The sequence below is a fragment of the Streptomyces sp. NPDC014676 genome, assembly GCF_043084105.1.
GTDB lineage: Bacteria > Actinomycetota > Actinomycetes > Streptomycetales > Streptomycetaceae > Streptomyces.
The window spans coordinates 53,330-78,834 of sequence record NZ_JBIBZI010000008.1; the positions used below are offsets into that span (position 1 = coordinate 53,330).

The 25,505-nt window shown below is 74.6% G+C and carries 19 protein-coding genes and 1 riboswitch; of the genes, 14 read left to right on the forward strand and 5 right to left on the reverse strand.

Annotated elements, in window-relative coordinates; genetic code table 11:
* Positions 1-322 precede the first annotated feature (322 nt).
* From ACF1DX_RS22775 to ACF1DX_RS22785, 3 genes are all read right to left on the reverse strand, one after another.
* Positions 323-1,843, reverse strand: a complete 1,521-nt coding sequence (locus tag ACF1DX_RS22775; RefSeq protein ID WP_391793249.1) for a hypothetical protein — start codon at positions 1,841-1,843, stop codon at positions 323-325.
* A 243-nt stretch (positions 1,844-2,086) separates the two neighbouring features.
* Positions 2,087-3,214: an alpha/beta hydrolase gene (locus ACF1DX_RS22780; protein WP_391792961.1), complete on the reverse strand. Its 1,128-nt coding sequence runs from the start codon at positions 3,212-3,214 to the stop codon at positions 2,087-2,089.
* 206 nt (positions 3,215-3,420) lie between these two features.
* A complete protein-coding gene (locus tag ACF1DX_RS22785) occupies positions 3,421-4,146 on the reverse strand; it encodes a class II aldolase/adducin family protein (protein ID WP_391792962.1) in 726 nt (241 codons plus the stop codon).
* Between the two features lie 141 nt (positions 4,147-4,287).
* Here ACF1DX_RS22785 and ACF1DX_RS22790 point away from each other — a divergent pair, with 141 nt between their 5' ends.
* From ACF1DX_RS22790 to cobI, 8 genes are all read left to right on the forward strand, one after another.
* On the forward strand, positions 4,288-5,553 hold the full coding sequence (locus ACF1DX_RS22790; RefSeq protein ID WP_391792963.1) for an anion permease: 1,266 nt from the start codon (positions 4,288-4,290) through the stop codon (positions 5,551-5,553).
* A 471-nt stretch (positions 5,554-6,024) separates the two neighbouring features.
* A riboswitch (cobalamin riboswitch) is annotated at positions 6,025-6,097 on the forward strand.
* Positions 6,098-6,238: 141 nt separating this feature from the next.
* Positions 6,239-7,180, forward strand: coding sequence for a cobalamin biosynthesis protein (locus ACF1DX_RS22795; protein ID WP_391792964.1), 942 nt, complete (start codon positions 6,239-6,241; stop codon positions 7,178-7,180).
* A complete protein-coding gene (locus ACF1DX_RS22800) occupies positions 7,177-8,688 on the forward strand; it encodes a cobyric acid synthase (protein ID WP_391792965.1) in 1,512 nt (503 codons plus the stop codon). The genes ACF1DX_RS22795 and ACF1DX_RS22800 overlap by 4 nt, the downstream gene beginning before the upstream one ends.
* Complete coding sequence (gene cobN, locus ACF1DX_RS22805) at positions 8,685-12,353, forward strand: cobaltochelatase subunit CobN (protein WP_391792966.1); 3,669 nt, start codon at positions 8,685-8,687, stop codon at positions 12,351-12,353. The genes ACF1DX_RS22800 and cobN overlap by 4 nt, the downstream gene beginning before the upstream one ends.
* Complete coding sequence (locus ACF1DX_RS22810; RefSeq protein WP_391792967.1) at positions 12,350-14,359, forward strand: putative cobaltochelatase; 2,010 nt, start codon at positions 12,350-12,352, stop codon at positions 14,357-14,359. Before cobN ends, ACF1DX_RS22810 begins: the two co-directional genes overlap by 4 nt.
* On the forward strand, positions 14,359-14,958 hold the full coding sequence (gene cobO, locus ACF1DX_RS22815) for a cob(I)yrinic acid a,c-diamide adenosyltransferase (protein ID WP_391792968.1): 600 nt from the start codon (positions 14,359-14,361) through the stop codon (positions 14,956-14,958). Before ACF1DX_RS22810 ends, cobO begins: the two co-directional genes overlap by 1 nt.
* Positions 14,952-16,361, forward strand: a complete 1,410-nt coding sequence (locus ACF1DX_RS22820; RefSeq protein WP_391792969.1) for a cobyrinate a,c-diamide synthase — start codon at positions 14,952-14,954, stop codon at positions 16,359-16,361. Before cobO ends, ACF1DX_RS22820 begins: the two co-directional genes overlap by 7 nt.
* Positions 16,358-17,089 carry a precorrin-2 C(20)-methyltransferase gene (cobI, locus tag ACF1DX_RS22825; RefSeq protein WP_391792970.1) on the forward strand — a complete coding sequence of 244 codons (732 nt, stop codon included), beginning with the start codon at positions 16,358-16,360 and terminating at the stop codon, positions 17,087-17,089. The genes ACF1DX_RS22820 and cobI overlap by 4 nt, the downstream gene beginning before the upstream one ends.
* Before the next feature lie 17 nt (positions 17,090-17,106).
* Here the strand turns inward: cobI and ACF1DX_RS22830 are convergent, their stop codons facing one another.
* Positions 17,107-17,835 (reverse strand): ZIP family metal transporter, encoded by a 729-nt coding sequence (locus ACF1DX_RS22830; RefSeq protein WP_391792971.1) that lies wholly within the window; start codon positions 17,833-17,835, stop codon positions 17,107-17,109.
* Positions 17,836-17,930: 95 nt separating this feature from the next.
* On the opposite strand from ACF1DX_RS22830, the gene cobM reads away from it, so the two are divergent.
* Genes cobM through cobC form a run of 6 tightly spaced genes read left to right on the forward strand, consistent with a single transcriptional unit; the run spans position 17,931 to position 24,206 of the window.
* Positions 17,931-18,749 carry a precorrin-4 C(11)-methyltransferase gene (cobM, locus tag ACF1DX_RS22835; RefSeq protein ID WP_391792972.1) on the forward strand — a complete coding sequence of 273 codons (819 nt, stop codon included), beginning with the start codon at positions 17,931-17,933 and terminating at the stop codon, positions 18,747-18,749.
* Positions 18,746-19,981, forward strand: coding sequence for a precorrin-6y C5,15-methyltransferase (decarboxylating) subunit CbiE (cbiE, locus tag ACF1DX_RS22840; protein WP_391792973.1), 1,236 nt, complete (start codon positions 18,746-18,748; stop codon positions 19,979-19,981). Before cobM ends, cbiE begins: the two co-directional genes overlap by 4 nt.
* Positions 19,978-21,660, forward strand: a complete 1,683-nt coding sequence (gene cobJ / locus ACF1DX_RS22845) for a precorrin-3B C(17)-methyltransferase (protein WP_391792974.1) — start codon at positions 19,978-19,980, stop codon at positions 21,658-21,660. The genes cbiE and cobJ overlap by 4 nt, the downstream gene beginning before the upstream one ends.
* A complete protein-coding gene (locus ACF1DX_RS22850) occupies positions 21,657-22,244 on the forward strand; it encodes a precorrin-8X methylmutase (protein ID WP_391792975.1) in 588 nt (195 codons plus the stop codon). The genes cobJ and ACF1DX_RS22850 overlap by 4 nt, the downstream gene beginning before the upstream one ends.
* Positions 22,241-23,149: a sirohydrochlorin chelatase gene (locus ACF1DX_RS22855; RefSeq protein WP_391792976.1), complete on the forward strand. Its 909-nt coding sequence runs from the start codon at positions 22,241-22,243 to the stop codon at positions 23,147-23,149. The genes ACF1DX_RS22850 and ACF1DX_RS22855 overlap by 4 nt, the downstream gene beginning before the upstream one ends.
* The gene (gene cobC / locus ACF1DX_RS22860) at positions 23,139-24,206 is read left to right on the forward strand and encodes an Rv2231c family pyridoxal phosphate-dependent protein CobC (RefSeq protein WP_391792977.1); all 1,068 of its coding nucleotides are present in this window, start codon (positions 23,139-23,141) and stop codon (positions 24,204-24,206) included. The genes ACF1DX_RS22855 and cobC overlap by 11 nt, the downstream gene beginning before the upstream one ends.
* Positions 24,207-24,412: 206 nt before the next feature.
* Here cobC and ACF1DX_RS22865 read toward each other — a convergent pair whose 3' ends face one another.
* Positions 24,413-25,504, reverse strand: a complete 1,092-nt coding sequence (locus tag ACF1DX_RS22865; protein WP_391792978.1) for an amidohydrolase family protein — start codon at positions 25,502-25,504, stop codon at positions 24,413-24,415.
* Position 25,505 lies beyond the last annotated feature (1 nt).

Sequence of the window (25,505 nt, forward strand, 5' to 3'; positions counted from 1 at the left end):
GCGGGGCGACGGCATGGTGATGCCGGGCACAAGGGGGCCCGGCCGGGGTGCACGTCGTCGTGGACGACGGCCGACGCACACCACGGGGCGCGGGGCCTGATGCCCCGGGGGCGGCGGCTGGAGCCTCGGCGCGTACGCGCCCTGGACGGCGGTCCGAAGCCCGGCATCCCGGTCCCGTCACCGGGCGGGCCCTGACGGGTGGCAGGAGCCGGGCGCACGCGTCCGGAGTCCGGATCCGCCGCCGGGCGCACCCGGCCGGGCCGCCGGGCGGCGGGCGCGTGCCCGAGGGCAAGGTCCGGTGCGCGGGGCGGCGGGCCCGGTGTCAGCCGCCCGTGTGGACCTGGAAGGCGGCGCGGCGGACCGCCTTGGCCAGGGCCGGGTCGGGGTGGGCGGCGGCCAGGGCGACCAGGACCTGGACGGTGCGCGGGTGACCGACGGCGCGCACCTCGGTGAGCAGCGCGGGGACGGTCGGCTGGACCGCGGACTCCAGGTGGCGGACCAGCAGCGGGGCCTCGCCGTGGTCGGCGACGGCGGCCGCGGTGTCCACCCACAGCCAGGTGGCCTCCTCGCGGGTGAGGACCTCGTGGGCGTCCTCGGGGTCGGCACCGTCGTGCTCGGCGAGCCACAGCAGGGCGTACGGCCGCAGCGTCGGCTCGTCGAGCACGGTGCGGACCTCGGGCTCGGCGGGGGCGCCGACCACGCGCAGCGCCTCGAAGGCGAGGCCGCGCAGCAGGGCGTCCTCGCCCCGGGCCGCCTCGATCAGCTCCGTGACGGCGCTGCCGACCGGCCGGGCGGCGAGCCAGGCGCGGTATTCGGCGCGGGCCGCGTTGGGACGCAACTGGGCGCAGCCGCGCAGCATGTCCTCGGCGCCCTGCTCGATGTTCCCGGCGGGGCTCTGCGCGGCGACGCAGATCTGCTCCAGTTTGACCCACACCGCCCAGCTCCCGAGCGGGGTGAGCGTGGCCTGCCCGTCGCCGTAGGTGAGGGCGCCGACGGAGGCGAGGGCACGCAGCGCCCAGTCGAGCAGCGGCTCGAGCGGGGCGTCGGCGTCGGCGGGCACGGCGGGCGCGGGCCGGGGCCGCTGGAGCGGCACCCTGGGTCTGAGCCCGGTCCCGGGCCCGGACCGGGCCCCGGCGGCTCCGGAGGTGTGGGCCCGCGGTGCGTCCGGCCGGGCCGCTTCGGTCCGCGACGCCTCGGGAGCGGACGCGTCCGGCCACGGCGCAGGGGACTCCGGCGCGCCGGGACGGTCCGCGTCGGCCCCGGAGGCCTCGGGCTGCGGAACGTAGTCGACCTCGCAGCGTTCCGTGCGGAGTTCCGTCACCCGCTGCTGGAGCAGGTCGAGGAGCTGGGGCACGGGGACCGGGCCGGCGGAGAGCTGGAGGAAGGAGAGGACCTGCGGCATGGCCGTGACGACCTCGGCGACGGCGGCGGCCTCGTACTCCTCGGGTTCCGGGTAGGCGAGCGACCAGGCGTCGCAGAGGGCGACCCAGCCGCGCAGCACGGCGCTGTCGTCGCGGTTCCAGGCGCGCAGCCGCCAGCCGGGGCGGGCGGTGTCGCCGTGCACCTCGATGAGGCCGGCCAGCCTGGCGGTGTCCCAGTCGGCGCGGACCTGATCGGGGGTCAGGTCCAGGTCGCGGGCCGCCCGTTCGGCGGTCGCGTCGGAGAGGGTGGCCTTGCCGTCGGTGGTGGCGCTGTCCCCGCCGGGGCCGAGGGCGGCGTCGGCCCAGCGGGCGACGCGGGCCGCGGCGGCCAGACCGGAGCGTGCCATTCTGGCCAGCTCCGCGGGGGCCGGTGTGCCCTCCGGGGGGCGTGGCGCGGGGCGGCGCGAGCGCCGCTGGTTCATCGCGGTGGGGGCGGCGGCCAGGGGTCGCGGGCGGACGATTCGGAGCCTGGAGTCGCGCGGGATACGGGACGTCACGAGTGCAGTCTTCCTGTTGACGGTCCGAAAACCCAAACGGAATGCCGACGGCGGCGCCGGGAGGGCCGGCTTCCCGTCCCCGGACGCGGTCGGGGGAGGGATTCAGGCCACTGGTACGGCCCTAAACGGAATCTTCGGAACCGGCTGTCCGGCGCTCCCTCCGCGCGGTCACATCAGGGGGGTGAGGAAGCGCCGCAGCGCCTCTTCGTAGGCCTCCGGGTCGGCGTTCCACATCACGCCGTGCGGGGCGCCCCTGACGGTGTGCAGGGTGGTGGTGTCGGGGTGGTCGGCGGCGAGGCGGCGGGAGAACCGCCAGGGCGCCACCGTGTCGTCGGGTCCGTGGAAGATCCGCGTGGGGATCGCGATCCGGTCCAGGTGGAGGGCGCCGGGCCCGCGGTCGCCGTACAGGCCGGTGCGGCCCTGGGCGGCGCGGACCGCGAGCGGCAGCAGCGCGCCCGGGGTGTGCCGGGCCGCGGCGAGGGCCCGCAGGGTCGCCTCCCAGCTGAGCACCGGGGAGTCCAGGACGAGACCGGCGACGCGTGCGCGCACCTCGGAGCGGGCGGCAACGCGCAGCGCCATGGTGGCGCCGGTGGACCAGCCGTACAGGACGACCCGCCGGGCGCCGGAGTCCACGGCGTGGTGGAGCACCGCGTCGAGATCGCGCCACTCGGTCTCGCCGAGGTGGTTGAGGCCGTCCGGGGAGCGCGGCGCGCCGGGGTCGCCCCGGTAGGCGGGGGCGAGCACCGGGAAGCGGTGGCGGTGCAGGAACTCCATGAGGTTCATGGTGTGTTCCCGGGTGGTGCCGAGGCCGTGGACGGCGATCACCCAGGTGTCCCGGGCGCCCGGTACGAACCATGCGGGCAGGGGGCCGAGTTCGCCGGGAACGTCGAGGTCGGTGTGGTCCAGGCCGAGGGCGCCGCCCGGGTCGCCGACGTACAGGTTCGGGGTGAGCCTGGCCCGGTCGCCGGGCTCCGGGGCGCCGTACGTGACGCGTTCGAGGCGGCGCAGGACGGTGTCGGCGGTGTCCGGGGCGTCGGGCAGTACGGGGCCGACGACCGCGTGGAAGCCGTCGCCGGTGAGACCGTGGCGTCCGGGGCGGAGTGCGGCGAAGTCCCTGGTGAGGGTGATCCGGCCGGCGGCGGTGGCGTGGACGGTGAGCCCGGGTTCGGTGGGCAGGGGGCCGCCGGGGGGCATTCTGAGCGCGGCGTCGCTGGCGAGCCGGCCGGCGGCCACCGCGGTGGCTGCGGCCCCTATCACGGCGGTGACGGCCGCGGCCGTCGCTCTGGCAGTGCGCACGTTCTCCAGTGTCATGGGGGGACGGGTACCCGGCCAGCGGGCGCCGCACAGCCGGGTTGCGCCCGTGGCTTCTCCGTCCGTGGGGCGCCGCCATCGCGGGGGTGGGGTTTTTCGCCCCCGCCGCCCCTTCCCTCCCCCACTCTCGGCTTCGCTCGAGCGGGGGACCCCCATCGTCCCCAGGGGCTGCGCCCCCGGACCCCTTGTCCTCAAACGCCGGACGGGCTGGAAGTGCCGGACGGGCTCGATTGCCCGTAGCCCCGCATGCGGTCCCCCGCCTCCGTCAGTTGCTCCGGGGTCAGCAGGTGGGGGGACAGGCCCGGGACCGATGACGCGGTCAGCCAGAGGCGGCACATCCATTCCAGTTGGGCCGTGCGGTCGTAGGCCTGGGTGAGGGTCGTGCCGTAGGTCACGGTGCCGTGGTTCCGGAGGAGGCAGCCGGTGCGGCCGTCGAGGGCGCGGAGCATGTGCCCGGCCAGTTCGTCCGTGCCGTACGTCGCGTAGCGGGCGACCCGGACGGGCCCGCCGAGCGCCGCCGCCATGTAGTGGATCAGCGGCAGCTCGTCGACGAGCGTGGAGACGGCCGTGGCGTGCACGGCGTGCGTGTGCACGACGGCGCGCGCGCCGGTGGTGCGGTAGACGGCCAGGTGCATGGGCAGCTCGCTGGTGGGGACGAGCGTGCCGAGGACCTGCCGGCCGGTGAGGTCGACGCCGGTCACGTCGTCCGGCGTCAGCCGGTCGTACGGCACTCCCGACGGTGTGACGAGGACGGTCTCGCCGACCCGTACCGAGACGTTGCCGGAGGTGCCGACGACGAGTCCGTCGGCGACGGTCCGGCGCGCGGCCCCGACGAGTTCCGCCCAGGCGCGCGCCTCCTCCTCGCGCACGCTCCGGGTGTCTTCCGCTTCCCGTCCCTCCCCTGGCCGCTCAGTCATGCCGCGATCCTGCCAGGCGGCCATCCGGCGGAGGGTCCACCCCCTCTTACGGTCACCGTGATGCCCATTCCAGTTCATCTTCCGTTCACTCTGGTTACCTACGGTCGACCAGCCAATGACCTCGAACGATTGCCTGGGTAAATGGAAAGCTTCTCGCTGATCCTCGCGATTGTGGTGGTGACCGCACTCGCGTTCGATTTCACGAACGGTTTCCACGACACCGCGAACGCGATGGCAACGACCATTTCGACCGGTGCGCTCAAGCCCAAGGTCGCGGTGGCCATGTCCGCCGTGCTGAACCTTGTGGGCGCTTTTCTCTCGGTGGAGGTCGCCAACACGATCTCCAAAGGACTCGTCGACGAGTCCGGCATCCGTCCCGAGGTCATCTTCGCCGCGTTGGTCGGCGCGATCCTCTGGAACCTCCTGACCTGGCTGGTCGGTCTGCCGTCCAGTTCCTCGCACGCCCTCATGGGCGGTCTGATCGGTGCCGCCGTCGCCTCCGCCGGCCTCGACGCGGTCCACGGCGACGTCCTCGTCACCAAGGTCCTGCTCCCGGCGATCGCCGCCCCGCTGGTGGCCGGCGTCGCCGCGATGTTCGCCACCCGGCTGAGCTACCGCCTGGGCGGGAAGACCCCTAGCAAGGCCTCCGAGAAGGGCTACCGCGCCGGGCAGATCGCCTCCGCCGGCCTGGTCTCCCTGGCCCACGGCACCAACGACGCCCAGAAGACGATGGGCATCATCACCCTCGCCCTGGTCGCCGGCGGCGCCGTCTCCCCCGACTCCGACCCGCCGCTGTGGGTCATCCTCTCCGCGGGCATCGCCATCGCGATGGGCACCTACCTCGGCGGCTGGCGCATCATCCGCACCATGGGCAAGGGCCTGACCGACCTCCAGCCGCAGCAGGGCTTCGCCGCCCAGACCAGTGCCGCGACGGTCATCCTGGCCTCCTCGCACCTCGGCTTCTCGCTCTCCACCACGCATTCCGTTTCCGGTTCCGTGATGGGCGCGGGCCTGGGCCGCAAGGGCGGTGTCGTCCGCTGGTCGACGGCCACCCGGATGTTCGTCGCCTGGGGTCTGACCCTGCCGGCGGCGGCCCTGGTCGCTGCGCTCGCCGAGTGGGTCTGCGGCTTCGGCGACTGGGGCACCACCCTCGTGGCCGTCTTCCTGGTCGCCTCCAGCGCCGCCATCTGGAAGATCTCCCGGCGCGAGGTCGTCGACCACACCAACGTCAACGAGCACGACGAGGCGCCGGACGAGGAGCCGTCCGGCGTGGTGACGCAGGCGATGGCCGCGGTGACCCCGCCCCCGGCGGGCATCGTGACCGACGGCCTCTCGGCCACCATCCCGGCGCCGGCCCCCACCGACCCGGCGGCCCAGGCGGCCCCGCCGGCCGCGACCACCGTCTGACCGCGACCCGGTAGCCCCGGCACGAAGGAAGAAGAGCACCATGAAGATCGACTGGGCGGCCCTCGGTTCCGTCTTCGGCGTCAGCCTCGTGGTCACCGTGGCCCTGGTGGGCCTGTTCACCCTCGGCATCAACGGCCTGTCCCGCCGCGAGCGGGCCGCCGCCCAGGGCCAGTCCGCGGCCCTGGCGGTCACCGGCGCCTACGCCTGCTTCGCGGCGTGCGCGGCGGCGGTGGGGTACGGCATCTACCTGATCATGGCTCGATCATCGGCGTCACCCCATCCCGGGGGTTGTGCGGGAGCCTCGGCTCCCGCACCGCCCGCTCGTGCGCGCGCACTTCCGCGCCCCCGTGCGCGGGTTCCCCCACCGGAGCCTCTCTGTGGGCCTCAGCACACTTCAGCCTCGCAGGTCAACGGCAAGTTGACGGCCCTTCCGGGGCCGTGGTGGACTGCCCCAGCCACTACGGCGGCAGGAGAGGAAGCCGGTGCGATTCCGGCGCGGTCCCGCCACTGTCACCGGGGTAGACACCCCGGGAGCCAGGAACTCTCGCCGCCGGTCTCGTCGAACCAGGGCGTGGACACCCTGAGTGAGGACATAACGCCATGCGCGGCTGCCTGCCGAGGTCGACCAGCGACACACCGCCCCGCTCCGGGGCCACTCCCGCCGGATCCGTCACCGGCTGACCCCATGGGTGCCGATCGCGTGTTCGCGTACGGCGCCGCCGCCGGCCTCCTCGGCGACCTGCTGTTCGGCGATCCCCGCCGAGGGCATCCGGTCGCCGCTTTCGGGCGGGCCGCGGCTGCCGTGGAACGGGTGCTGTGGCGGGACGACCGGGGCCGGGGCGCGGTGCACACCGCCGTGTGCGTCGGCGGGACCGTCGCGCTGGGCGCCCTCGCCTCCCGCCGCGTACGCTCCTCCCCCGCCGCCTCCACGGCCCTGACCGCCGTCGCCACCTGGGCCGTCGTCGGCGGGACCTCGCTGGCCCGGGAGGCCCGCGCCATCGGGCGGGCGCTGGAGGCCGGGGACGTCGAGGCGGCCCGGGCGCGGCTGCCCCACCTGTGCGGCCGGGACCCGCAGGCGCTGGACGCCGACGGGATCGCCCGCGCGGTGGTCGAGTCCGTCGCCGAGAACACCTCCGACGCCGTGGTGGGCGCGCTGGTGTGGGGTGCCGTCGCCGGGGTGCCGGGCCTCCTCGGGTTCCGGGCCGTCAACACGCTGGACGCGATGGTCGGCCACAAGTCCCCCCGCCACCTCCGCTACGGCTGGGCCTCCGCCCGCCTCGACGACGTCGCCGGCTGGCCGGGGGCGCGGCTGACCGCCGTACTCGCCGCGCTCGCGGGACCGGACCCGCGCGGGGCCGTACGGGCGTGGCGCGCGGACGCGGCGAAGCACCCGAGCCCCAACGCCGGGCCCGTCGAGGCGTCCTTCGCGGGCGCGCTCGGCGTACGGCTCGGCGGGACCCTCTCCTACGGCGGGCGGGTCGAGCACCGGCCCGTGCTCAACGGCGGCGGGCGTGCCGTGGCCGTGTCCGACATCGACCGGGCGGTACGGCTCTCGCGGCGGGTCGGCTGGCTCGCGCTCGGAGCCGGCGCCGCCGCGCGGAGCGTCATGAAGGGACGTGCATCGTGAGCGGTGGAGGGCTGCTGGTCGCCGGGACCACCTCGGACGCCGGCAAGAGCGTGGTGACCGCCGGGATCTGCCGGTGGCTGGTGCGGCAGGGTGTGAAGGTCGCGCCGTTCAAGGCGCAGAACATGTCGCTGAACTCGTTCGTGACCCGGGAGGGCGCCGAAATCGGGCGGGCGCAGGCCATGCAGGCCCAGGCCTGCCGCATCGAGCCGACCGCGCTGATGAACCCGGTGCTGCTCAAGCCGGGCGGCGAGCGGTCCAGCCAGGTGGTGCTGCTGGGCAGACCGGTCGGGGAGATGAGCGCCCGCGGGTACCACGGCGGGCGGCAGCAGCGACTCCTCGGCACCGTGCTGGACTGTCTGGAGCGGTTGCGGGGCACGTATGACGCGGTGATCTGTGAGGGGGCCGGCAGCCCGGCCGAGATCAATCTGCGGCGCACCGACATCGTGAACATGGGGATCGCCCGGGGTGCGGGGCTTCCGGTCCTCGTGGTGGGCGACATCGACCGGGGCGGCGTCTTCGCATCGTTCTTCGGCACCGTCGCGCTGCTCTCCCCCGAGGACCAGGGGCTGGTCGCCGGGTTCCTGGTGAACAAGTTCCGGGGCGACGTGTCGCTCCTGGAACCCGGTCTGGACATGCTGCACGGTCTGACCGGGCGGCGGACGTACGGCGTGCTGCCCTTCCGGCACGGGCTCGGCATCGACGAGGAGGACGGGCTGCGGGTCTCGCTGCGTGGTGCCGTACGGGAGTCGGCCGTCGCCGCTCCGGTCGGCGAGGACGTGCTGCGGGTCGCCGTGTGCGCGGTGCCGCTGATGTCCAACTTCACCGACGTGGACGCGCTCGCCGCCGAACCGGGCGTCGTGGTGCGGTTCGTGGACCGTCCCGAGGAGCTGGCCGACGCCGACCTCGTGGTGGTGCCGGGGACGCGCGGCACCGTACGGGCGCTGGAGTGGCTGCGGGAGCGCGGGCTGGCGGACGCGCTGAAGCGGCGGGCCGCCGAGGGACGGTCCGTGCTGGGGATCTGCGGCGGCTTCCAGGTGCTCGGGGAGCACATCGAGGACGACGTCGAGAGCCGGCGGGGACGGGTCGACGGGCTCGGCGTGCTGCCCGTACGGGTGCGGTTCGCCCGCGAGAAGACCCTCACCCGGCCCGCGGGGGAAGCCCTCGGGGAGCCCGTCGAGGGGTACGAGATCCATCACGGGGTCGCCGAAGTCCTCGGAGGGGACACCTTCCTGGACGGCTGCCGGGTCGGGCAGACCTGGGGCACGCACTGGCACGGCTCGCTGGAGTCGGACGGTTTCCGGCGGGCCTTCCTGCGCGAGGTGGCCGCCGCCGCGGGCCGCCGCTTCGTGCCGGCCCCCGACACCTCGTTCGCCGCGCTGCGCGAGGAGCAGCTCGACCGGCTCGGCGACCTGATCGAACAGCACGCGGACACGGACGCGCTGTGGCGGCTCATCGAGTCCGGCGCGCCGCAAGGACTGCCTTTCATTCCACCGGGAGCGCCCGCATGAGCACTGTGTTGTTGTTGTCGACCGCCGACACGGACCTGCTGGCGGCCCGTGCCTCCGGCGCCTCCTACCGGATCGGCAACCCGACCCGCGTGGACGTGGCTGACGAGCTGCCCGCGCTGCTGGACGGGGCGGACCTCGCCGTCGTACGGCTGCTGGGCGGCAAGCGCGCCTGGGAGGACGGGCTCGCGGCGCTGAAGGCGTCCGGCGTCCCGACCGTGCTGCTCGGCGGGGAGACCGTGCCGGACGCCGAGCTCATGGCCGAGTCGACGGTGCCGGCCGGCGTGGTCGCGGAGGCACTGCGGTACCTCGTCGAGGGCGGCCCGGACAACCTCACCGAGCTGGCCCGGTTCCTGTCGGACACCGTGCTGCTGACCGGCGAGGGGTTCGAACAGCCGCGCACGATGCCGGAGTACGGCCTCCACGGCTCCCGGGACCTCGTGGACGGCCGCCCGACGGTCGGCGTGCTCTTCTACCGCGCCCACGAACTGAGCGGCAACACCGCCTTCGTGGACACACTGTGCGACGCGATCGAGGCGCGGGGCGCCAACGCCCTCCCCGTCTACTGCGGTTCGCTGCGCGGCGCCGACCCTGAGCTGTACGCCCTGCTGGCGAAGGCCGACACCCTCGTCGCCACCGTGCTCGCGGCGGGCGGCACGCACGCCTCGCAGGCGTCGGCGGGCGGTGACGAGGAGGCCTGGGACATCGGGGCGCTCGCCGACCTGAACGTGCCGGTGCTGCAGGGCCTGTGCCTGACGTCGTCGCGCGCCGCGTGGGAGGAGTCCGACGCCGCCCTGTCCCCCATGGACGCGGCGATGCAGGTCGCCATCCCGGAGTTCGACGGCCGGCTGATCACGGTCCCGTTCTCCTTCAAGGAGCAGGGCCCCGACGACGTCCCGGTGTACGTCGCCGACCCGGAGCGGGCCGCGCGGGTGGCCGGGATCGCCGTACGGCACGCCCGGCTGCGGCACAAGCCGAACGCCGAGAAGAAGCTCGCGCTCGTCTTCACCGCGTACCCGACGAAGCACTCGCGCGTCGGCAACGCGGTGGGGCTCGACACGCCGGCCTCGGCGGTACGGGTGCTGGACGCGCTGCGGGAGGCGGGATACGCGGTCGACGGATACCCCTCCGGCGGCGACGAGTTGATCCACCGGCTCATCGAGGCCGGCGGTCACGACGTCGAGTGGCTGACCGAGGAGCAACTGGCCGCCGCGCCCGCACGGGTGCCGTTGGCGGACTACCGGGCCTGGTTCGAGAAGCTCGATCCGGACCTCAAGGAGGCCATGACGGAGGCGTGGGGCGAGCCGCCGGGGTCGCTGTACGTCGACGGGGAGGACATCGTCCTCGCCTCGCTGCGGTTCGGGAACGTCGTCGTGATGATCCAGCCGCCGCGCGGCTTCGGGGAGAACCCGATCGCGATCTACCACGACCCCGACATGCCGCCCTCCCACCACTACATGGCGGCCTACCGCTGGCTGGAGGCTGCGACATCCGAGGGGGGCTTCGGCGCCGACGCCGTCGTGCACATGGGCAAGCACGGCACGATGGAGTGGCTGCCGGGCAAGGGACTGGGGCTGAGCGCCGGGTGCGCGCCGGACGCGGTGCTGGGCGAGCTGCCGCTGATCTACCCGTTCATCGTCAACGACCCCGGCGAGGGCACCCAGGCCAAGCGGCGCGGGCACGCGACGGTGGTCGACCACCTGGTGCCGCCGATGGCGCGGGCCGACACCTACGGCGACCTGGCGAAGCTGGAGCAGCTCCTCGACGAGTACGCGCTGGTCTCCGACCTGGACCCGACGAAGGCACCGGCGGTCCGCGCGCAGATCTGGACGCTGGTGAAGGCCGCCGAGCTCCACCACGACCTGCACGTGGACGACCAGCCGGACGACGACGACTTCGACGAGTTCGTCATGCACATCGACGGCTATCTGTGCGAGATCAAGGACGTGCAGATCCGCGACGGCCTGCACATCCTCGGCGGCGGCCCGGTCGGCGAGCCGCGCGTGAACCTGGTGCTCGCGGTGCTGCGCGCCTCGCAGGTGTGGGGCGGGCAGGCGAACGCCCTGCCGGGGCTGCGGGCGGCGCTGGCCGCGCACTTCGGGCTGGTGGAGAAGGAGTTGCTGGCCGAGCCGGGAGCTCCGGTGAAGGCGCCGGTGGAGCTGACGGACCTGGTGGACGGCCCGGCGCGTACCGGCGCCGACGCGATCGACCTGCTGGAGCAGCTCTGCCGGCGGATCGCGGAGGGCATGGAGGAGCGCGGCTGGGCGGCCGACGCGGTCCCCGCGCTGGTGCGCGAGGCGCTGGGCACGGAACTGCCCGACGCGGTGGCCGTGGTGCGGTTCGCGTGCGAGGAGGTCGTGCCCCGGCTGGCCCGGACGACGGACGAGATCGGGCACATCCTGCGGGCGCTGGACGGCGGTTACGTCCCGGCGGGGCCCTCGGGATCACCCACGCGCGGGCTGGTCAACGTCCTGCCGACCGGGCGGAACTTCTACTCCGTCGACCCCAAGGCGATTCCGTCCAGGCTGAGTTGGGAGGTCGGACAGTCGCTCGCCGACTCGCTGGTGCAGCGGTATCTGCAGGACACGGGTGAGTATCCGAAGTCCGTCGGTCTGACGGTGTGGGGCACGTCGGCGATGCGCACCCAGGGCGACGACATCGCCGAGATCCTGGCGCTCCTCGGCTGCCGTCCGGTGTGGGACGACGCGTCGCGGCGGGTGACCGGGTTCGAGGTGGTCGGCCTCGAGGAGCTGGGCCGGCCGCGCATCGACGTCACGGTCCGCATCTCCGGGTTCTTCCGGGACGCGTTCCCGCACGTGGTGGGGCTGATCGACGACGCGGTGCGAGCGGTGGCGGAGCTGGACGAACCGGCCGACCGGAACTACGTACGGGCCCACGTGGACGAGGACACCGCCGAGCACGGCGACCGGCGGCGGGCCACGGCCCGCGTCTTCGGCTCGAAGCCGGGGGCGTACGGGGCGGGGCTGCTGCCGCTGATCGACGCGCGGAACTGGCGCTCCGACGCGGACCTCGCCGAGGTGTACGCGGTCTGGGGCGGCTACGCCTACGGGCGCGGGCTCGACGGGCGGGCGGCGCGCGGGGACATGGAGACGGCGTTCCGGCGGATCGCGGTGGCGGCGAAGAACGTCGACACCCGCGAACACGACCTCGTCGACGCGGACGACTACTTCCAGTACCACGGCGGGATGGTCGCCATGGTGCGGCACCTGACGGGGTCGAGTCCGGAGGCGTACGTCGGTGACTCGGCCACCCCGGACCAGGTGAAGACCCGGACGCTGGGCGAGGAGACGCACCGGGTGTTCCGCGCCCGCGTGGTCAACCCGCGCTGGATGGCGGCGATGCGCCGGCACGGCTACAAGGGCGCCTTCGAGATGGCGGCGACCGTCGACTACCTCTTCGGCTACGACGCCACGGCCGGGGTCGTGGACGACTGGATGTACGAGAAGCTCAGCGCGGAGTACGTCTTCGACGCGCAGAACCGGGACTTCATGAAGAAGTCCAACCCCTGGGCGCTGCGCGGCATCACCGAGCGGCTGCTGGAGGCCGCCGACCGCGGACTGTGGGCCGAGCCCGACGCGGACACGCTGGAGCGGCTGCGCGCCACCTACCTGGAACTCGAAGGCGATCTGGAGGGCGACGACCAGTGACCACCCCCTTTCCGTTCACGGCCGTCGTCGGCCAGGACGATCTACGGCTGGCCCTGCTCCTCAACGCGGTGAGTCCCGCGGTCGGTGGAGTACTCGTCCGGGGCGAGAAGGGCACCGCCAAGTCCACAGCCGTCAGGGCGCTTTCGGCACTGCTGCCCGAGGTCGCCGTGGTGCCCGGGTGCCGGTTCTCCTGTGACCCCGCCTCCCCCGACCCCGCCTGCCCGGACGGGCCGCACGAGAGCGGCGGCGGTGCCGCGCGGCCCGCGCGGATGGTCGAACTGCCCGTCGGTGCCTCCGAGGACCGGCTGGTCGGCGCGCTCGACATCGAGCGGGCGCTGAGTGAGGGCGTCAAGGCGTTCGAGCCGGGACTGCTCGCCGACGCGCACCGGGGGATCCTTTACGTCGACGAGGTCAATCTTCTCCACGACCACCTGGTCGACCTGCTGCTGGACGCGGCGGCGATGGGTGCCTCGTACGTCGAGCGCGAGGGTGTCTCCGTACGGCACGCGGCGCGGTTCCTGCTGGTCGGGACCATGAATCCCGAGGAGGGCGAGCTGCGACCGCAGCTCCTCGACCGCTTCGGGCTGACCGTCGAGGTGGCCGCCTCGCGCGAACCCGACCAGCGGGTGGAGGTCGTACGGCGGCGGCTCGCGTACGACGACGACCCCGCCGCCTTCGCCGCGCGGTGGGCCGACGAGGAGGCCGCCGTACGGGCGCGGATCGTGGCGGCGCGGGAGCTGTTGCCGAAGGTGCGGCTCGGGGACGGGGCGCTGCGGCAGATCGCGGCGACGTGCGCCGCTTTCGAAGTCGACGGCATGCGGGCCGACATCGTGATGGCGCGTACGGCGACCGCGCTGGCCGCCTGGGCGGGGCGGACGGACGTGCTCGCCGAGGACGTGCGGCAGGCTGCGCTGCTGGCGCTGCCGCACCGGCGGCGACGGAATCCGTTCGACGCGCCCGGTCTGGACGAGGACAAGCTCGACGAGACGCTGGAGGAGTTCGGGGGCGACGACGATCCCGACACCGATCCGGACGGGCCCGACGGGGGTGGCGGGCAGCCTCCCGCGGAGGGTCCGGAGAGTCCGGAGGGCGGTGGTGACGCGGAGGCGCCGGCCGAGGCCGGGGAAGCCGGGCAGGCCGAGCAGCCCGCGGGGGCCGGCTCCGGTGAGCGGTCCCCGGTGGGTGCCGGCGAGCCGTTCCGTACCAAGGTGCTGAGCGTGCCCGGGATCGGTGAGGGTGCCGCCGGGCGGCGGTCGCGGGCGCGGACCGAGCACGGGCGGACGACGGGGGCGCGACGGCCGAACGGTGCGCTGACCAAGTTGCACCTGGCCGCCACTGTCCAGGCTGCTGCGCCGCATCAGCGGGCACGGGGGCGGTCCGGGCCGGGGCTGGTGGTGCGGCGGGACGATCTGCGGCAGGCCACGCGCGAGGGGCGGGAGTCGAACCTCGTGCTGTTCGTCGTCGACGCCTCCGGGTCCATGGCCGCGCGGCAGCGGATGAGTGCCGTGAAGGGTGCCGTGGTGTCGCTGCTGCTCGACGCCTACCAGCGGCGGGACAAGGTGGGTCTGGTGACCTTCCGGGGGTCGGCGGCCGATGTGGCGCTGCCGCCGACGTCGTCGGTGGACGCGGCTGCGGCGCGGCTGGAGTCGCTGCCGACCGGTGGGCGGACCCCGCTGGCGGCGGGGCTGCTCAAGGCGCACGACGTGCTGCGGGTGGAGCGGTTGCGGGACCCGGCGCGGCGGGCGCTGGTCGTGGTGGTGACCGACGGGCGGGCGACGGGTGGCCCGGAGCCGGTCGCGCTGGCCTCGCGTGCGGCGCGGTTGTTCGCCGCCGACGGGGTCGCCTCCGTGGTCGTGGACTGTGAGTCGGGGCCGGTGCGGCTGGGGCTCGCCGGGCGGCTGGCCGGTGAGCTGGGCGGCAGTGCCGTGACGCTGGACGAGTTGCGGGCCGACTCGATCGCCGGGCTGGTCAGGGATGTGCAGGGGACGTCGAGGAGGGCCGCGTAATGCCGAAGGGACAGCCGAGTGTCGTACCCGATGACGGGCTGACGACGCGGCAGCGGCGTAACCGTCCGCTGGTCGTCGTGCACACGGGTGTGGGGAAGGGCAAGTCCACCGCTGCTTTCGGGCTCGCCCTGCGGGCCTGGAACCAGGGGTGGCCGATCGGGGTGTTCCAGTTCGTCAAGTCGGCGAAGTGGAAGGTCGGCGAGGAGAACGCGCTGCGCGTGCTCGGTGCCTCCGGTGAGGGCGGGACCGTCGACTGGCACAAGATGGGCGAGGGCTGGTCCTGGGTCCAGCGCGACGCGCAGATGGACAACGAGGAGAAGGCCCGCGAGGGCTGGGAGCAGGTCAAGCGGGACCTCGCCGCCGAGACGTACAGGCTGTACGTGCTCGACGAGTTCGCCTACCCGATGCACTGGGGGTGGGTGGACACCGACGAGGTCGTGTCCGTGCTGCGGGAGCGGCCGGGGACGCAGCACGTGGTGATCACGGGGCGGAACGCGCCGGAGAAGCTCGTCGGGTTCGCCGACCTCGTGACCGACATGTCCAAGGTGAAGCACCCCATGGATGCCGGGCAGAAGGGGCAGAGGGGCATCGAGTGGTGAGCTCTGTTCCCCGGTTGGTGATTGCCGCGCCCTCGTCGGGGAGCGGCAAGACCACCGTCGCCACGGGGTTGATGGCCGCGCTGTCCGCGCGGGGGTTCGCCGTGTCTCCGCACAAGGTGGGGCCCGACTACATCGATCCCGGGTACCACTCGCTGGCCACCGGGCGGGTGGGGCGGAACCTCGACGCGTATCTGTGCGGGCCGGAGCTGGTGGCTCCGCTGTTCGCGCATGGTGCGGACGGGTGTGACATCGCCGTCGTCGAGGGGGTGATGGGGCTGTACGACGGGGCCGCGGGGGAAGGGGAGCTGGCGTCCACCGCGCAGGTGGCGAAGCTGCTCCGGGCGCCGGTCGTGCTGGTCGTCGACGCGTCGTCGCAGTCGCGGTCCGTGGCGGCGCTGGTGCACGGGTTCGTGAGCTGGGATCCGGAGGTGCGGGTCGGGGGCGTGATCCTGAACAAGGTGGCCTCGGACCGGCACGAGGGGTTGTTGCGGGAGGCGCTGGACTCCGTCGGGGTGCCGGTGCTGGGGGTTCTGCGGCGGGCCGCTCAGGTGGAGACGCCGTCTCGGCATCTGGGGCTGGTGCCGGTTGCCGAGCGGGGCTCTGTGGCTGTCGAGGCTGTTTCGGCGATGGCCGCGCAGGTGGCCGGCGGGTGTGATCTGTCGGCGTTGGTCGCGTTGGCGCGGAGTGCGGGGCCGTTGGCGGGTGCGGGGTGGGATGCGGGTGAGGTCTTGGTTTCCTCGCCCCCGCCGCCCCTTCCCTCCCCCACTCTCGGCTTCGCTCGAGCGGGGGGACCCCCAGACGGGCTAATCGTGGCTGTTGCCGGTGGGGCTGCGTTCACGTTTTCCTATGCCGAGCATGGCGAGTTGCTCTCCGCCGCCGGGGCCGAGGTCGTCACCTTTGATCCGTTGCGGGACGAGGAGCTGCCCGAGGGGACTGCCGGGCTGGTCATCGGTGGGGGTTTCCCCGAGGTGTACGCCGCCGAGTTGTCCGCCAACGAACAGCTCAGGAAGGCCGTCGCCGCCCTCGCGGAGCGTGGCGCTCCCGTCGCGGCCGAGTGTGCGGGGCTGCTGTATCTGTGCCGGGAGCTGGACGGGCTGCCCATGTGCGGGGTGCTGGACGCCTCCGCGCGGATGTCGGAGCGGCTGACGCTGGGGTACCGGGACGCCGTGGCCGTGAGCGACAGCGCGCTGGTCGGCGCCGGTACGCGGATGCGGGGGCACGAGTTCCACCGGACCGTCGTCGAGCCGGAGGCGGGGGACGCCCCCGCCTGGGGGATGCGGGCGCCCGAGCGGCGTGTCGAGGGTTTTGTACAGCGCGGTGTGCACGCGAGCTATCTGCACACGCACTGGGCGTCCGAGCCCGGTGTCGCCCGTCGGTTCGTGGAGAGGTGCCGCACGTCATGAGCAGCAGGCTGATCGGGGTCGGGGTCGGGCCCGGGGATCCGGAGCTGGTGACCGTCAAGGGGGTCAACGCGCTGCGGGCCGCGGACGTCGTCGTCGTACCGGTGCTGGACAGCGGCGAGCGGGGGCGGGCCGAGGCGACCGTGCTGCACTACGTGCCCGCCGAGAAGGTCGTCCGGGTGGTGTTCGCGCTGAACGAGCGGACCGACCGGGCGCGGCGCGAGGCGGCCTGGGACGCCGCCGGTGAGCGGGTCGCCGGGCTGCTGCGGGAGCACGGGTCCGTCGCCTTCGCGACCATCGGGGACCCCAATGTGTACTCGACGTTCACGTATCTCGCCCAGACCGTCGTGGAGCTGGTGCCGGACACCGCCGTCGAGACCGTTCCGGGGATCACCGCCATGCAGGACCTCGCGGCGCGTTCCGGGGCCGTGCTGACCGAGGGGACCGAGCCGCTCACGCTGGTTCCGGTGACCGCGGGGGCCGCCGTGCTCAAGGACGCGCTGGCCGGGCCCGGGACCGTCGTCGCGTACAAGTTCGGGCGGCAGGCCGGTGAGGTCGCCGAGGCGCTGCGGGAGACCGGGCGGATCGGGGACGCGGTGTGGGGGTCGGCGCTCGGGCTGCCGGAGGAGTCGGTGCGGCCCGCCGCCGAGCTGGACGGGGCGCCGCTGCCGTATCTGTCGACGCTCATCGCGCCGCCGCGGCGGGACGGCGGGCGGGGCGGCAAGCTGTGAGCCGGGCCGGGTCGTCCTCAGTGCGCGGCACCCACCACCAGCCAGACGAACAGCGCGCCCGCGATCGTGCACAGCAGGGTGGAGCGGGCCGGGTGTTCGTGGTGGGCCTCGGGCAGGATCTCGGCCGCCGCGAGGTAGAGCAGGGCGCCGCCGAACAGGCCCAGGTAGCCGCCGAGCAGCGGTTCGGGGATGGTGAGGAACAGCGTGGACGCAGCGCCGACGACCGGTGCCGCCGCGTCCGCGAACAGCATCGTCAGCGCGCGGCGGCGGGCGTTCCCGTAGACGCGCGTGAGGGTGTAGGTGTTGAAGCCGTCCGCGAAGTCGTGGGCGACCACGGCCACCGCGACGGCGGCGCCCATGCCGCCGCCGACCTGGAAGGCCGCGCCGATCGCCACGCCGTCCATGGCGCTGTGGCCGACCATCGCTGTGGCTGCCGTGAGGCCCACCTCGGGCGTGCGGCCGTTCCGCTCCTCGGCGCCGTGCGCGGCCTGCCGGTGGGCCAGCAGGCGTTCCACCAGGTGGGCCAGCAGGAAGCCGGCGACGAAGAGCAGCAGGGCCGCGGGGACGCCGTACACCTCGGTGCCGGCCGCCTCCAGGGACTCCGGGAGGAGTTCGAGGCCGACGACGCCGAGCATCAGGCCGCCGGCCAGGCCCAGCACCAGGTGACGGCGGTCGGTCACGCGGTGTGCCGACCAGCCGCCGGCCAGCGTCATCAGGAACGCGCCGAGCGCGACGAGGACCGCCATGTGTTCTTCGTATCCGATCGGCGCCCGTTCGCGCACGCGTGACAGCCGCTCACCACCCACCGTCTTTGACCATTCGCCAGAGAGGACCGATTTCCATGGCCGACGCCCCCACCGGCAAGGTGACCTTCGTCGGGGCCGGGCCCGGCGCCGCCGATCTGCTGACGTTCCGTGCCGCGCGGGCCATCGCCGAGGCCGATGTCGTGATCTGGGCCGCCAGCCTGGTGCAGGAGGAGGTCCTCCGGCACGCGCGGGAGGGCGCGGAGATCCTCGACTCGGCGACGATGTCCCTGGAGGACGTCGTGGCCGTCTACGAGCGGGCCCGCGCGGACGGGCTGAGGGTCGCGAGGATCCATTCCGGCGACCCGGCGCTGTGGGGCGGCACCCAGGAGCAGGTCGACCGGTGCGCGGAGCTCGGCATCGCGACGGAGATCGTGCCCGGGGTGTCGTCCTTCTCGGCCGTCGCGGCGCTCGCGCAGCGGGAGCTGACCATTCCCGAGGTGGCGCAGTCCGTCGTGCTGACCCGGCTCGGCGGCGGCAAGACGCCGATGCCGCCGGGTGAGGAGGTCCGCGAGTTCGCGCGGCACGGCACCACCATGGCGGTCTTCCTGTCGGCCGCCCGCAGCGGGCAGCTGGTGCGGGAGCTGCTGGAGGGCGGCTATCCGACGTCCACGCCGGTCGTCGTCGCGTACCAGGCGACCTGGCCGGAGGAGCTGGTCGTGAAGTGCACGATCGGCACGCTGGAGGAGACGGTCAAGGAGCACAAGCTGTGGAAGCACACGCTGTTCCTGGTCGGTCCGGCGCTCGCCGCGCACGGCACCCGCTCGCACCTGTACCACCCGGGTCACTTCCACGGTTTCCGCAAGGCCGATCCGGAGGCGCGCCGGGCGTTGCGTTCGCGGGGTGCGAGCACGTGATCACCGTCGTCGGGATGGGGGCCGGGGCGACGGTCGACGCCGAGGTGACGGCGGGGGCGGAACTGGTCGTCGGCGGGCGGCGGCACCTGGACGCCGTACGGCTGCCGGAGGGGGCCGAGCGGGTCGTGCTCGGGCCGCTGGCGCCCGCGCTCGACACCGTGGAGAAGTACCTCGCCGAGGAACGGCCGGTCGTGGTGCTGGCCTCCGGCGACCCCGGGTTCTTCGGGATCGTGCGGGCGCTGGCCGAGCGGTTCGGGCCGGAGCGGCTCGATGTGCGCCCCGGTGTGTCCTCCGTCGCCGCCGCGTTCGCGCGGGCCGGGCTGACGTGGGACGACGCCGTGGTGGTGAGCGCGCACGGGCGGGATCCGCGGACGGCGGTGAATCTGTGCCGGGCGCATCCGAAGGTCGCCGTGCTGACGGGTCCCGGGGCGGGTCCGGCCGAGCTGGGGGCCGCGCTGCGGGACACCGCGCGGGTGCTGGTCGTCGCCTCCGCGCTGGGTTCCGCCGAGGAGCGGGTGGAGCGGGTGACGCCCGCCGAGGCCGCCGTGCGGGACTGGGGTGCGGCGGTGAGCGTGGTGCTGTGCCTGGACGAGGCGCGGGCCCTCGGGCCCGTGCGCACCATCGCGGGCGGGGCGGGGCGGCCCGCCGGCTGGGCGCTGGACGAGGCGGGGTTCGACCACCGCGACTCCATGATCACCAAGTTCGAGGTGCGGGCCCTGGCCCTGGCCCGGCTCGGGCCGCGCCCCGGTGAGCTGGTGTGGGACGTCGGCGCGGGGTCGGGGTCCGTGGCCGTGGAGTGCGCGCGGCTCGGGGCCGCCGTCACCGCCGTCGAGAAGGCGGCGGACGGGGTGGAGCGGGTCCGCGCCAACGCCGCCGCGCACGGGGTCGACGTGCGCGTGGTGCACGGGGCGGCACCGGACGTGCTGGCCGGTCTCGACGAGGACCCCGACGCGGTGTTCGTCGGCGGGGGCGGGCGGGAGCTGCCGGCCGTCGTCACGGCGTGCGCGCGGCGGGCCCGGCGGACCGTGGTGATCGCCATGGCGGCCCTCGACCGGGTTCCGGCGGCCCGTGCGGCGCTGACGGACGCCGGTTTCTCCTGCGACGGCGTGCTGGTGCAGTCGTCGCGGCTCGCGCCGCTGCCCGGGGACGTGACCCGGCTCGCGGCGACCAATCCCGTTTTCCTGCTGTGGGGCGTCAGGCTCCCGGCGCACAAAGAAGGAGTCGACGAGTGATCGGCCTCATCTCCGCCACCGCCGCCGGAGCGGCCGCGCGGGACCGGCTGGCCGCCGTGTGGCCGGACCGTACGCGCGTGTACGAGGGTCCCGTGCCGGACGCCGTACGGGCCGCGTTCGCCGAGTGCGAGCAGCTCGTGTGCTTCCTGGCCACGGGGGCCGTGGTGCGGCTGGTGGCACCGCTGCTGGACGACAAGGCGAGCGACCCGGGTGTGGTCTGTGTCGACGAGGGCGGACGGTTCGCGGTGTCGCTGGTCGGCGGGCACGGCGGCGGGGCGAACGAGCTGGCCCGCGCGGTCGGCGAGGTGCTGGGCGCCGAACCGGTGGTGACGACGGCGACCGACGCGGCCGGTCTGCCGGGCCTGGACACCCTCGGTCTGCCGGTGGAGGGGAACGTCGCCGCCGTGTCGCGGGCCCTGCTGGACGGTGAGGCGGTGGCGTTGCGCGCCGAGGTGGCCTGGCCGCTGCCGCCGTTGCCGGTCGCGGACGAGGGGTCGTACACGATCCGGGTCACGGACCGGCTGGTCGAGCCGGGCGAGCGGGAGGCGGTGCTGCGGCCGCCGACCCTCGTCGTCGGCGTCGGGGCCTCGAAGGGCGCTCCCGTGGACGAGGTGCTCGGCCTGGTCGAGGACGCCCTGCGCGGGGCCGGGCTGTCGGCGGCGTCGCTCGCCGGGCTGGCCACCGTGGACGCCAAGGCCGGCGAGCCCGGCATCGTGGAGGCGGCCCGGCGGCTCGGGGTGCCCCTGGTGACGTACGCGGCCGAGGAGCTGGCGCGGGTCGAGGTGCCCAACCCGTCGGACGCGCCGCTCGCCGCCGTCGGCACACCCTCGGTCGCGGAGGCCGCCGCGCTGGTGGGCGGGGGCGAACTCCTCGTGCCGAAGCGGAAGTCGGCGGCGCGGCCCGCGATGGCGACCTGTGCCGTCGTACGGCGGCCGGGGCGCGGGCGGCTCGCGGTGGTGGGGCTGGGGCCGGGTGCCCGGGACCTGCTCACCCCGCGGGCGAAGGCCGAACTGCGGCGCGCCTCCGTGCTGGTGGGGCTCGACCAGTACGTCGACCAGATCCGCGATCTGCTGCGGCCGGGCACACGGGTGCTGGAGTCGGGGCTCGGGGCGGAGGAGGAGCGGGCCCGCACGGCCGTCGCCGAGGCCCGGCGCGGGCGGGCGGTCGCGCTGATCGGCAGCGGGGACGCCGGGGTGTACGCCATGGCTTCCCCGGCGCTCGCGGAGGCGTCCGACGACATCGACGTGGTCGGGGTGCCCGGTGTGACGGCGGCGCTGGCGGCCGGGGCGGTCCTGGGGGCGCCGCTGGGCCACGACCACGTGTCGATCAGCCTGTCCGACCTGCACACGCCGTGGGAGGTCATCGAGCGGCGGGTGCGGGCGGCGGCCGAGGCGGACCTCGTGGTGACGTTCTACAACCCGCGCAGCCGGGGCCGTGACTGGCAGCTCCCGAAGGCGCTCGCGATCCTCGCGGAGCACCGGGAGCCGGCCACGCCGGTCGGGGTGGTGCGCAACGCGTCCCGCGCGGACGAGTCGAGCCGGCTGACCACGCTGGCCGGACTGGACCCGGCGACGGTCGACATGATGACGGTCGTGACCGTGGGCAACACGGCGACCCGTGAGATCGCGGGGCGCATGGTCACCCCGCGCGGCTACCGCTGGCAGGAGGAGGCACGGTGAACCGCGTGGTGCACCCCATCGAGCAGGAGTCCTTCCGGCGGCTGCGGGCCCGCCTCGACACCTCGCACTTCCCGCCGCTGACCCGGGCGGTGGTGGAGCGGGTCGTCCACTCCGCGGCCGACCTGGAGTACGCGTCCGACCTCGTCATGGACGAGGGCGAGTTGACGAAGGCGCACGCCGCGCTGCACGCCGGGGCACCGGTCGTGACGGACGTGGAGATGGTCGCGGCCGGGATCACCCGGCGGGAGACCGTGTGCCGGCTGAAGGACGCGAGGTCCGGGCCGGGGCTGACGCGTTCGGCGCACGCCGTGCGGCTGGCGTACGAGGAGGTCGGGCCCGGCGCCCTGTGGGTGATCGGCTGTGCGCCGACCGCCCTGGAGGAACTGCTGACCCTGGACGCCTCCCCCGCGCTCGTCATCGGGCTGCCCGTCGGTTTCGTCGGGGCGGCCGAGTCCAAGGCCGCGTTGCGGGAGAGCGGGCTGCCCGCCGTGAGCAACGTGTCCGAGAAGGGCGGGTCGGCGGTCGCCGCCGCCGCGCTCAACGCCCTGCTGTACCACCCGATCTCACCTGAGGAGAACCTGTGACCACCCCGCCGCCCGCCCTGCTCATCGCCGGCCACGGCACCCGGGACGACGCCGGAGCGGAGGCGTTCCGCGACTTCGTGCGGGAGCTGGGGCTCCGCCACCCCGAACTGCCCGTCGCGGGCGGCTTCATCGAGCTGTCCCCGCCGCCGCTGGGCGAGGCCGTCGCCGAGCTGGTGGAGCAGGGGGCGCGGCGGTTCGCCGCCGTGCCGCTGATGCTGGTGTCCGCCGGGCACGCCAAGGGGGACATCCCGGCGGCGCTGGCCCGCGAGAAGGAACGGCACCCCGGGATCTCGTACACCTACGGCCGTCCGCTGGGCCCGCACCCCGCGCTGCTGAGCGTGCTGGAGCGGCGGCTGGCGGAGGCGATCGATCCGTCCTGGGATCCGGCCGAGGTGACGGTGCTGCTGGTGGGGCGCGGGTCGACGGACCCGGACGCCAACGCCGAGGTGTTCAAGGCGGCGCGGCTGCTGTGGGAGGGGCGCGGGTACGCCGGTGTGGAGACGGCGTTCGTGTCGCTGGCGGCGCCGGACGTGCCGGCCGGGCTGGAGCGCTGTGCACGGCTGGGGGCGCGCAGGGTCGTGGTGCTGCCGTACTTCCTGTTCACCGGGATCCTGCCGGACCGGGTGCGGCAGCAGACCGAAGAGTGGGCGGTGGCGCACCCGGGGACGGAGGTGCGGTCGGCGGACGTCATCGGGCCCGAGCCGGAGCTGCTGGATCTGGTGTGGGAGCGGTACGAGGAAGCCGTGCGGGGTGACCTGCGGATGAACTGCGACTCGTGCGTGTACCGGATCGCGCTGCCGGGCTTCGAGGGCAAGGTGGGGCAGCCGCAGCAGCCGCACTTCCACCCGGACGACGACGGCCACCACCATCACGGGCACGGCCACGCGCACTCCCATGCGCACTGAGCCGGCGGCCGGCGGGCACGATCTGCGGCACCACGGGGACGCCGAGGTCCGCGACGACGGCCGTGCGCTGGTCGATCTCGCGGTGAACGTCCGCGCGGACACGCCTCCGGGGTGGCTGCGGGAGCACATCGCCGGGTCGCTGTCGGGGCTGGCCGCCTACCCGGACGGGCGGGCCGCGCGGGCGGCGGTGGCGGCGCGGCACGGGCTGCCGGTGGAGCGGGTGCTGCTGACGGCCGGGGCGGCGGAGGCGTTCGTACTGCTGGCGCGGGCGCTGGAGGTGCGCCGTCCGGTGGTGGTGCATCCGCAGTTCACGGAGCCGGAGGCGGCGCTGCGGGACGCCGGGCACACGGTGGACCGGGTGCTGCTGCGGGAGGCGGACGGGTTCCGGCTGGACCCGGCGGCGGTGCCGGAGGACGCGGACCTGGTGGTGATCGGCAACCCGACGAACCCGACGTCGGTGCTGCACCCGGCCGGGGCGGTCGCCCGGCTCGCCCGGCCGGGGCGGACGCTGGTGGTGGACGAGGCGTTCATGGACGCGGTGCCGGGCGAGCGCGAGGCGCTGGCCGGGCGGACGGACGTGCCCGGTCTCGTCGTCCTGCGCAGTCTCACCAAGACGTGGGGGTTGGCGGGGCTGCGGATCGGTTACGTCCTGGCGGCCCCGGAGACCGTCGCGGAACTGGAGCGGGCGCAGCCGTTGTGGCCGGTGTCCACGCCGGCGCTGGCGGCGGCGGAGGCGTGCGTGGGGGCGCGGGCCCTCGCGGAGGCGGCCGACGCGGCCCGTCGTGTCGCGGTGGACCGTGCTCATCTGGTCGCGGGGCTGCGGGGGTTCGCCGGCCGCGGTCTGCGGGTCGTGGAACCCGCGGAGGGGCCCTTCGTCCTGGTCCGGCTGCCGCATGCGGCGACGGTACGGCGGCGGCTGCGGGCGCTCGGTTACGCGGTGCGGCGCGGGGACACGTTTCCGGGGCTGGATGAGGAGTGGCTGCGGGTGGCGGTGCGGGGGCGGGGGACGGTGGACGGGTTCCTGGGCGCGCTGAGCTGCGCGCTGGGCACAGTTTGATGCGCCCCCGCCGCCCCTTCCCTTCCCGACCTGGGGCTCCGCCCCAGACCCCGCTCCTCGAACGCCGGAGGGGCTGATTTCTGCCGGACGGGCTGAAAAGACAGCCTCTCCGGCGTTCGAGGAGCGGGGGTCCGGGGGCAGCGCCCCGGGGTGGGACGGGTAAGGGCGGCGGGGGCGAGGAAACCCTCGGTTTCCCCGCCGCGCCGTCACCCGACCACGCGCCCGTTCAGGATCACCCGGCGCGGATCCGTCAGCACGCGCAGGTCCGCGCGCGGGTCGGAGGCGTAGACCACCAGGTCGGCCGGGGCACCCTCCTCCAGGCCCGGGCGGCCCAGCCACTCCCGGGCGGCCCAGGTCCCGGCGGCCAGCGCCTCGACGGGCGGAATGCCGGCCTTGGCCAGCTCCGCGACCTCGTCGGCCGCCAGGCCGTGCGGGAGGGTACCGCCGGCGTCCGTACCGACGAACACGGGGATGCCGGCGTCGTACGCGGAGCGCACGGTGTCGTAGCGGCGTGCGTGGAGCCGGCGCATATGGGCCGACCAGCGGGGGAACCGGGACTCGCCGCCGTCGGCGAGCGCGGGGAAGGTGGCGATGTTGACGAGGGTCGGGACGATCGCGACGCCCCGTTCGGCGAAGAGCGGGATGGTGTCGTCGGTCAGGCCCGTCGCGTGCTCGACGCAGTCGATGCCGGCCTCGACCAGGTCCCGCAGGGAGTCCTCGGCGAAGCAGTGCGCGGTGACGCGGGCGCCCAGCCGGTGCGCCTCGGCGATCGCCGCCTCGACCGCGCCGCGCGGCCAGCAGGCCGACAGGTCGCCCAGGTCGCGGTCGATCCAGTCGCCCACCAGCTTCACCCAGCCGTCGCCGCGCCGCGCCTCCTGGGCGACGTACGCGACGAGGTCGTCGGGCTCGACCTCCCAGGCGTAGCCCCGGATGTAGCGGCGGGTGCGGGCGATGTGCCGGCCGGCCCGGATGATCTTCGGGAGGTCGTCGCGGTCGTCGGTCCAGCGGGTGTCGGAGGGTGAGCCCGCGTCGCGCAGCAGCAGGGCGCCGGCGTCGCGGTCGGTGAGCGCCTGCTTCTCGGCGACGTCCTCGGGGACCGCGCCGTGCCGGTCGAGGCCCACGTGGCAGTGGGCGTCGACGAGGCCGGGCAGTACCCAGCCGTCGACGGTGCGGACGTCGCGGGCGCCGGCGGGACGGTCGTAGGAGATCCGCCCGCCGACGACCCACAGTTCGTCGCGGACCTCGTCCGGGCCGACGAGGATCCGCCCCTTCACGTGCAGCACCGCGCGTTCGCTCATG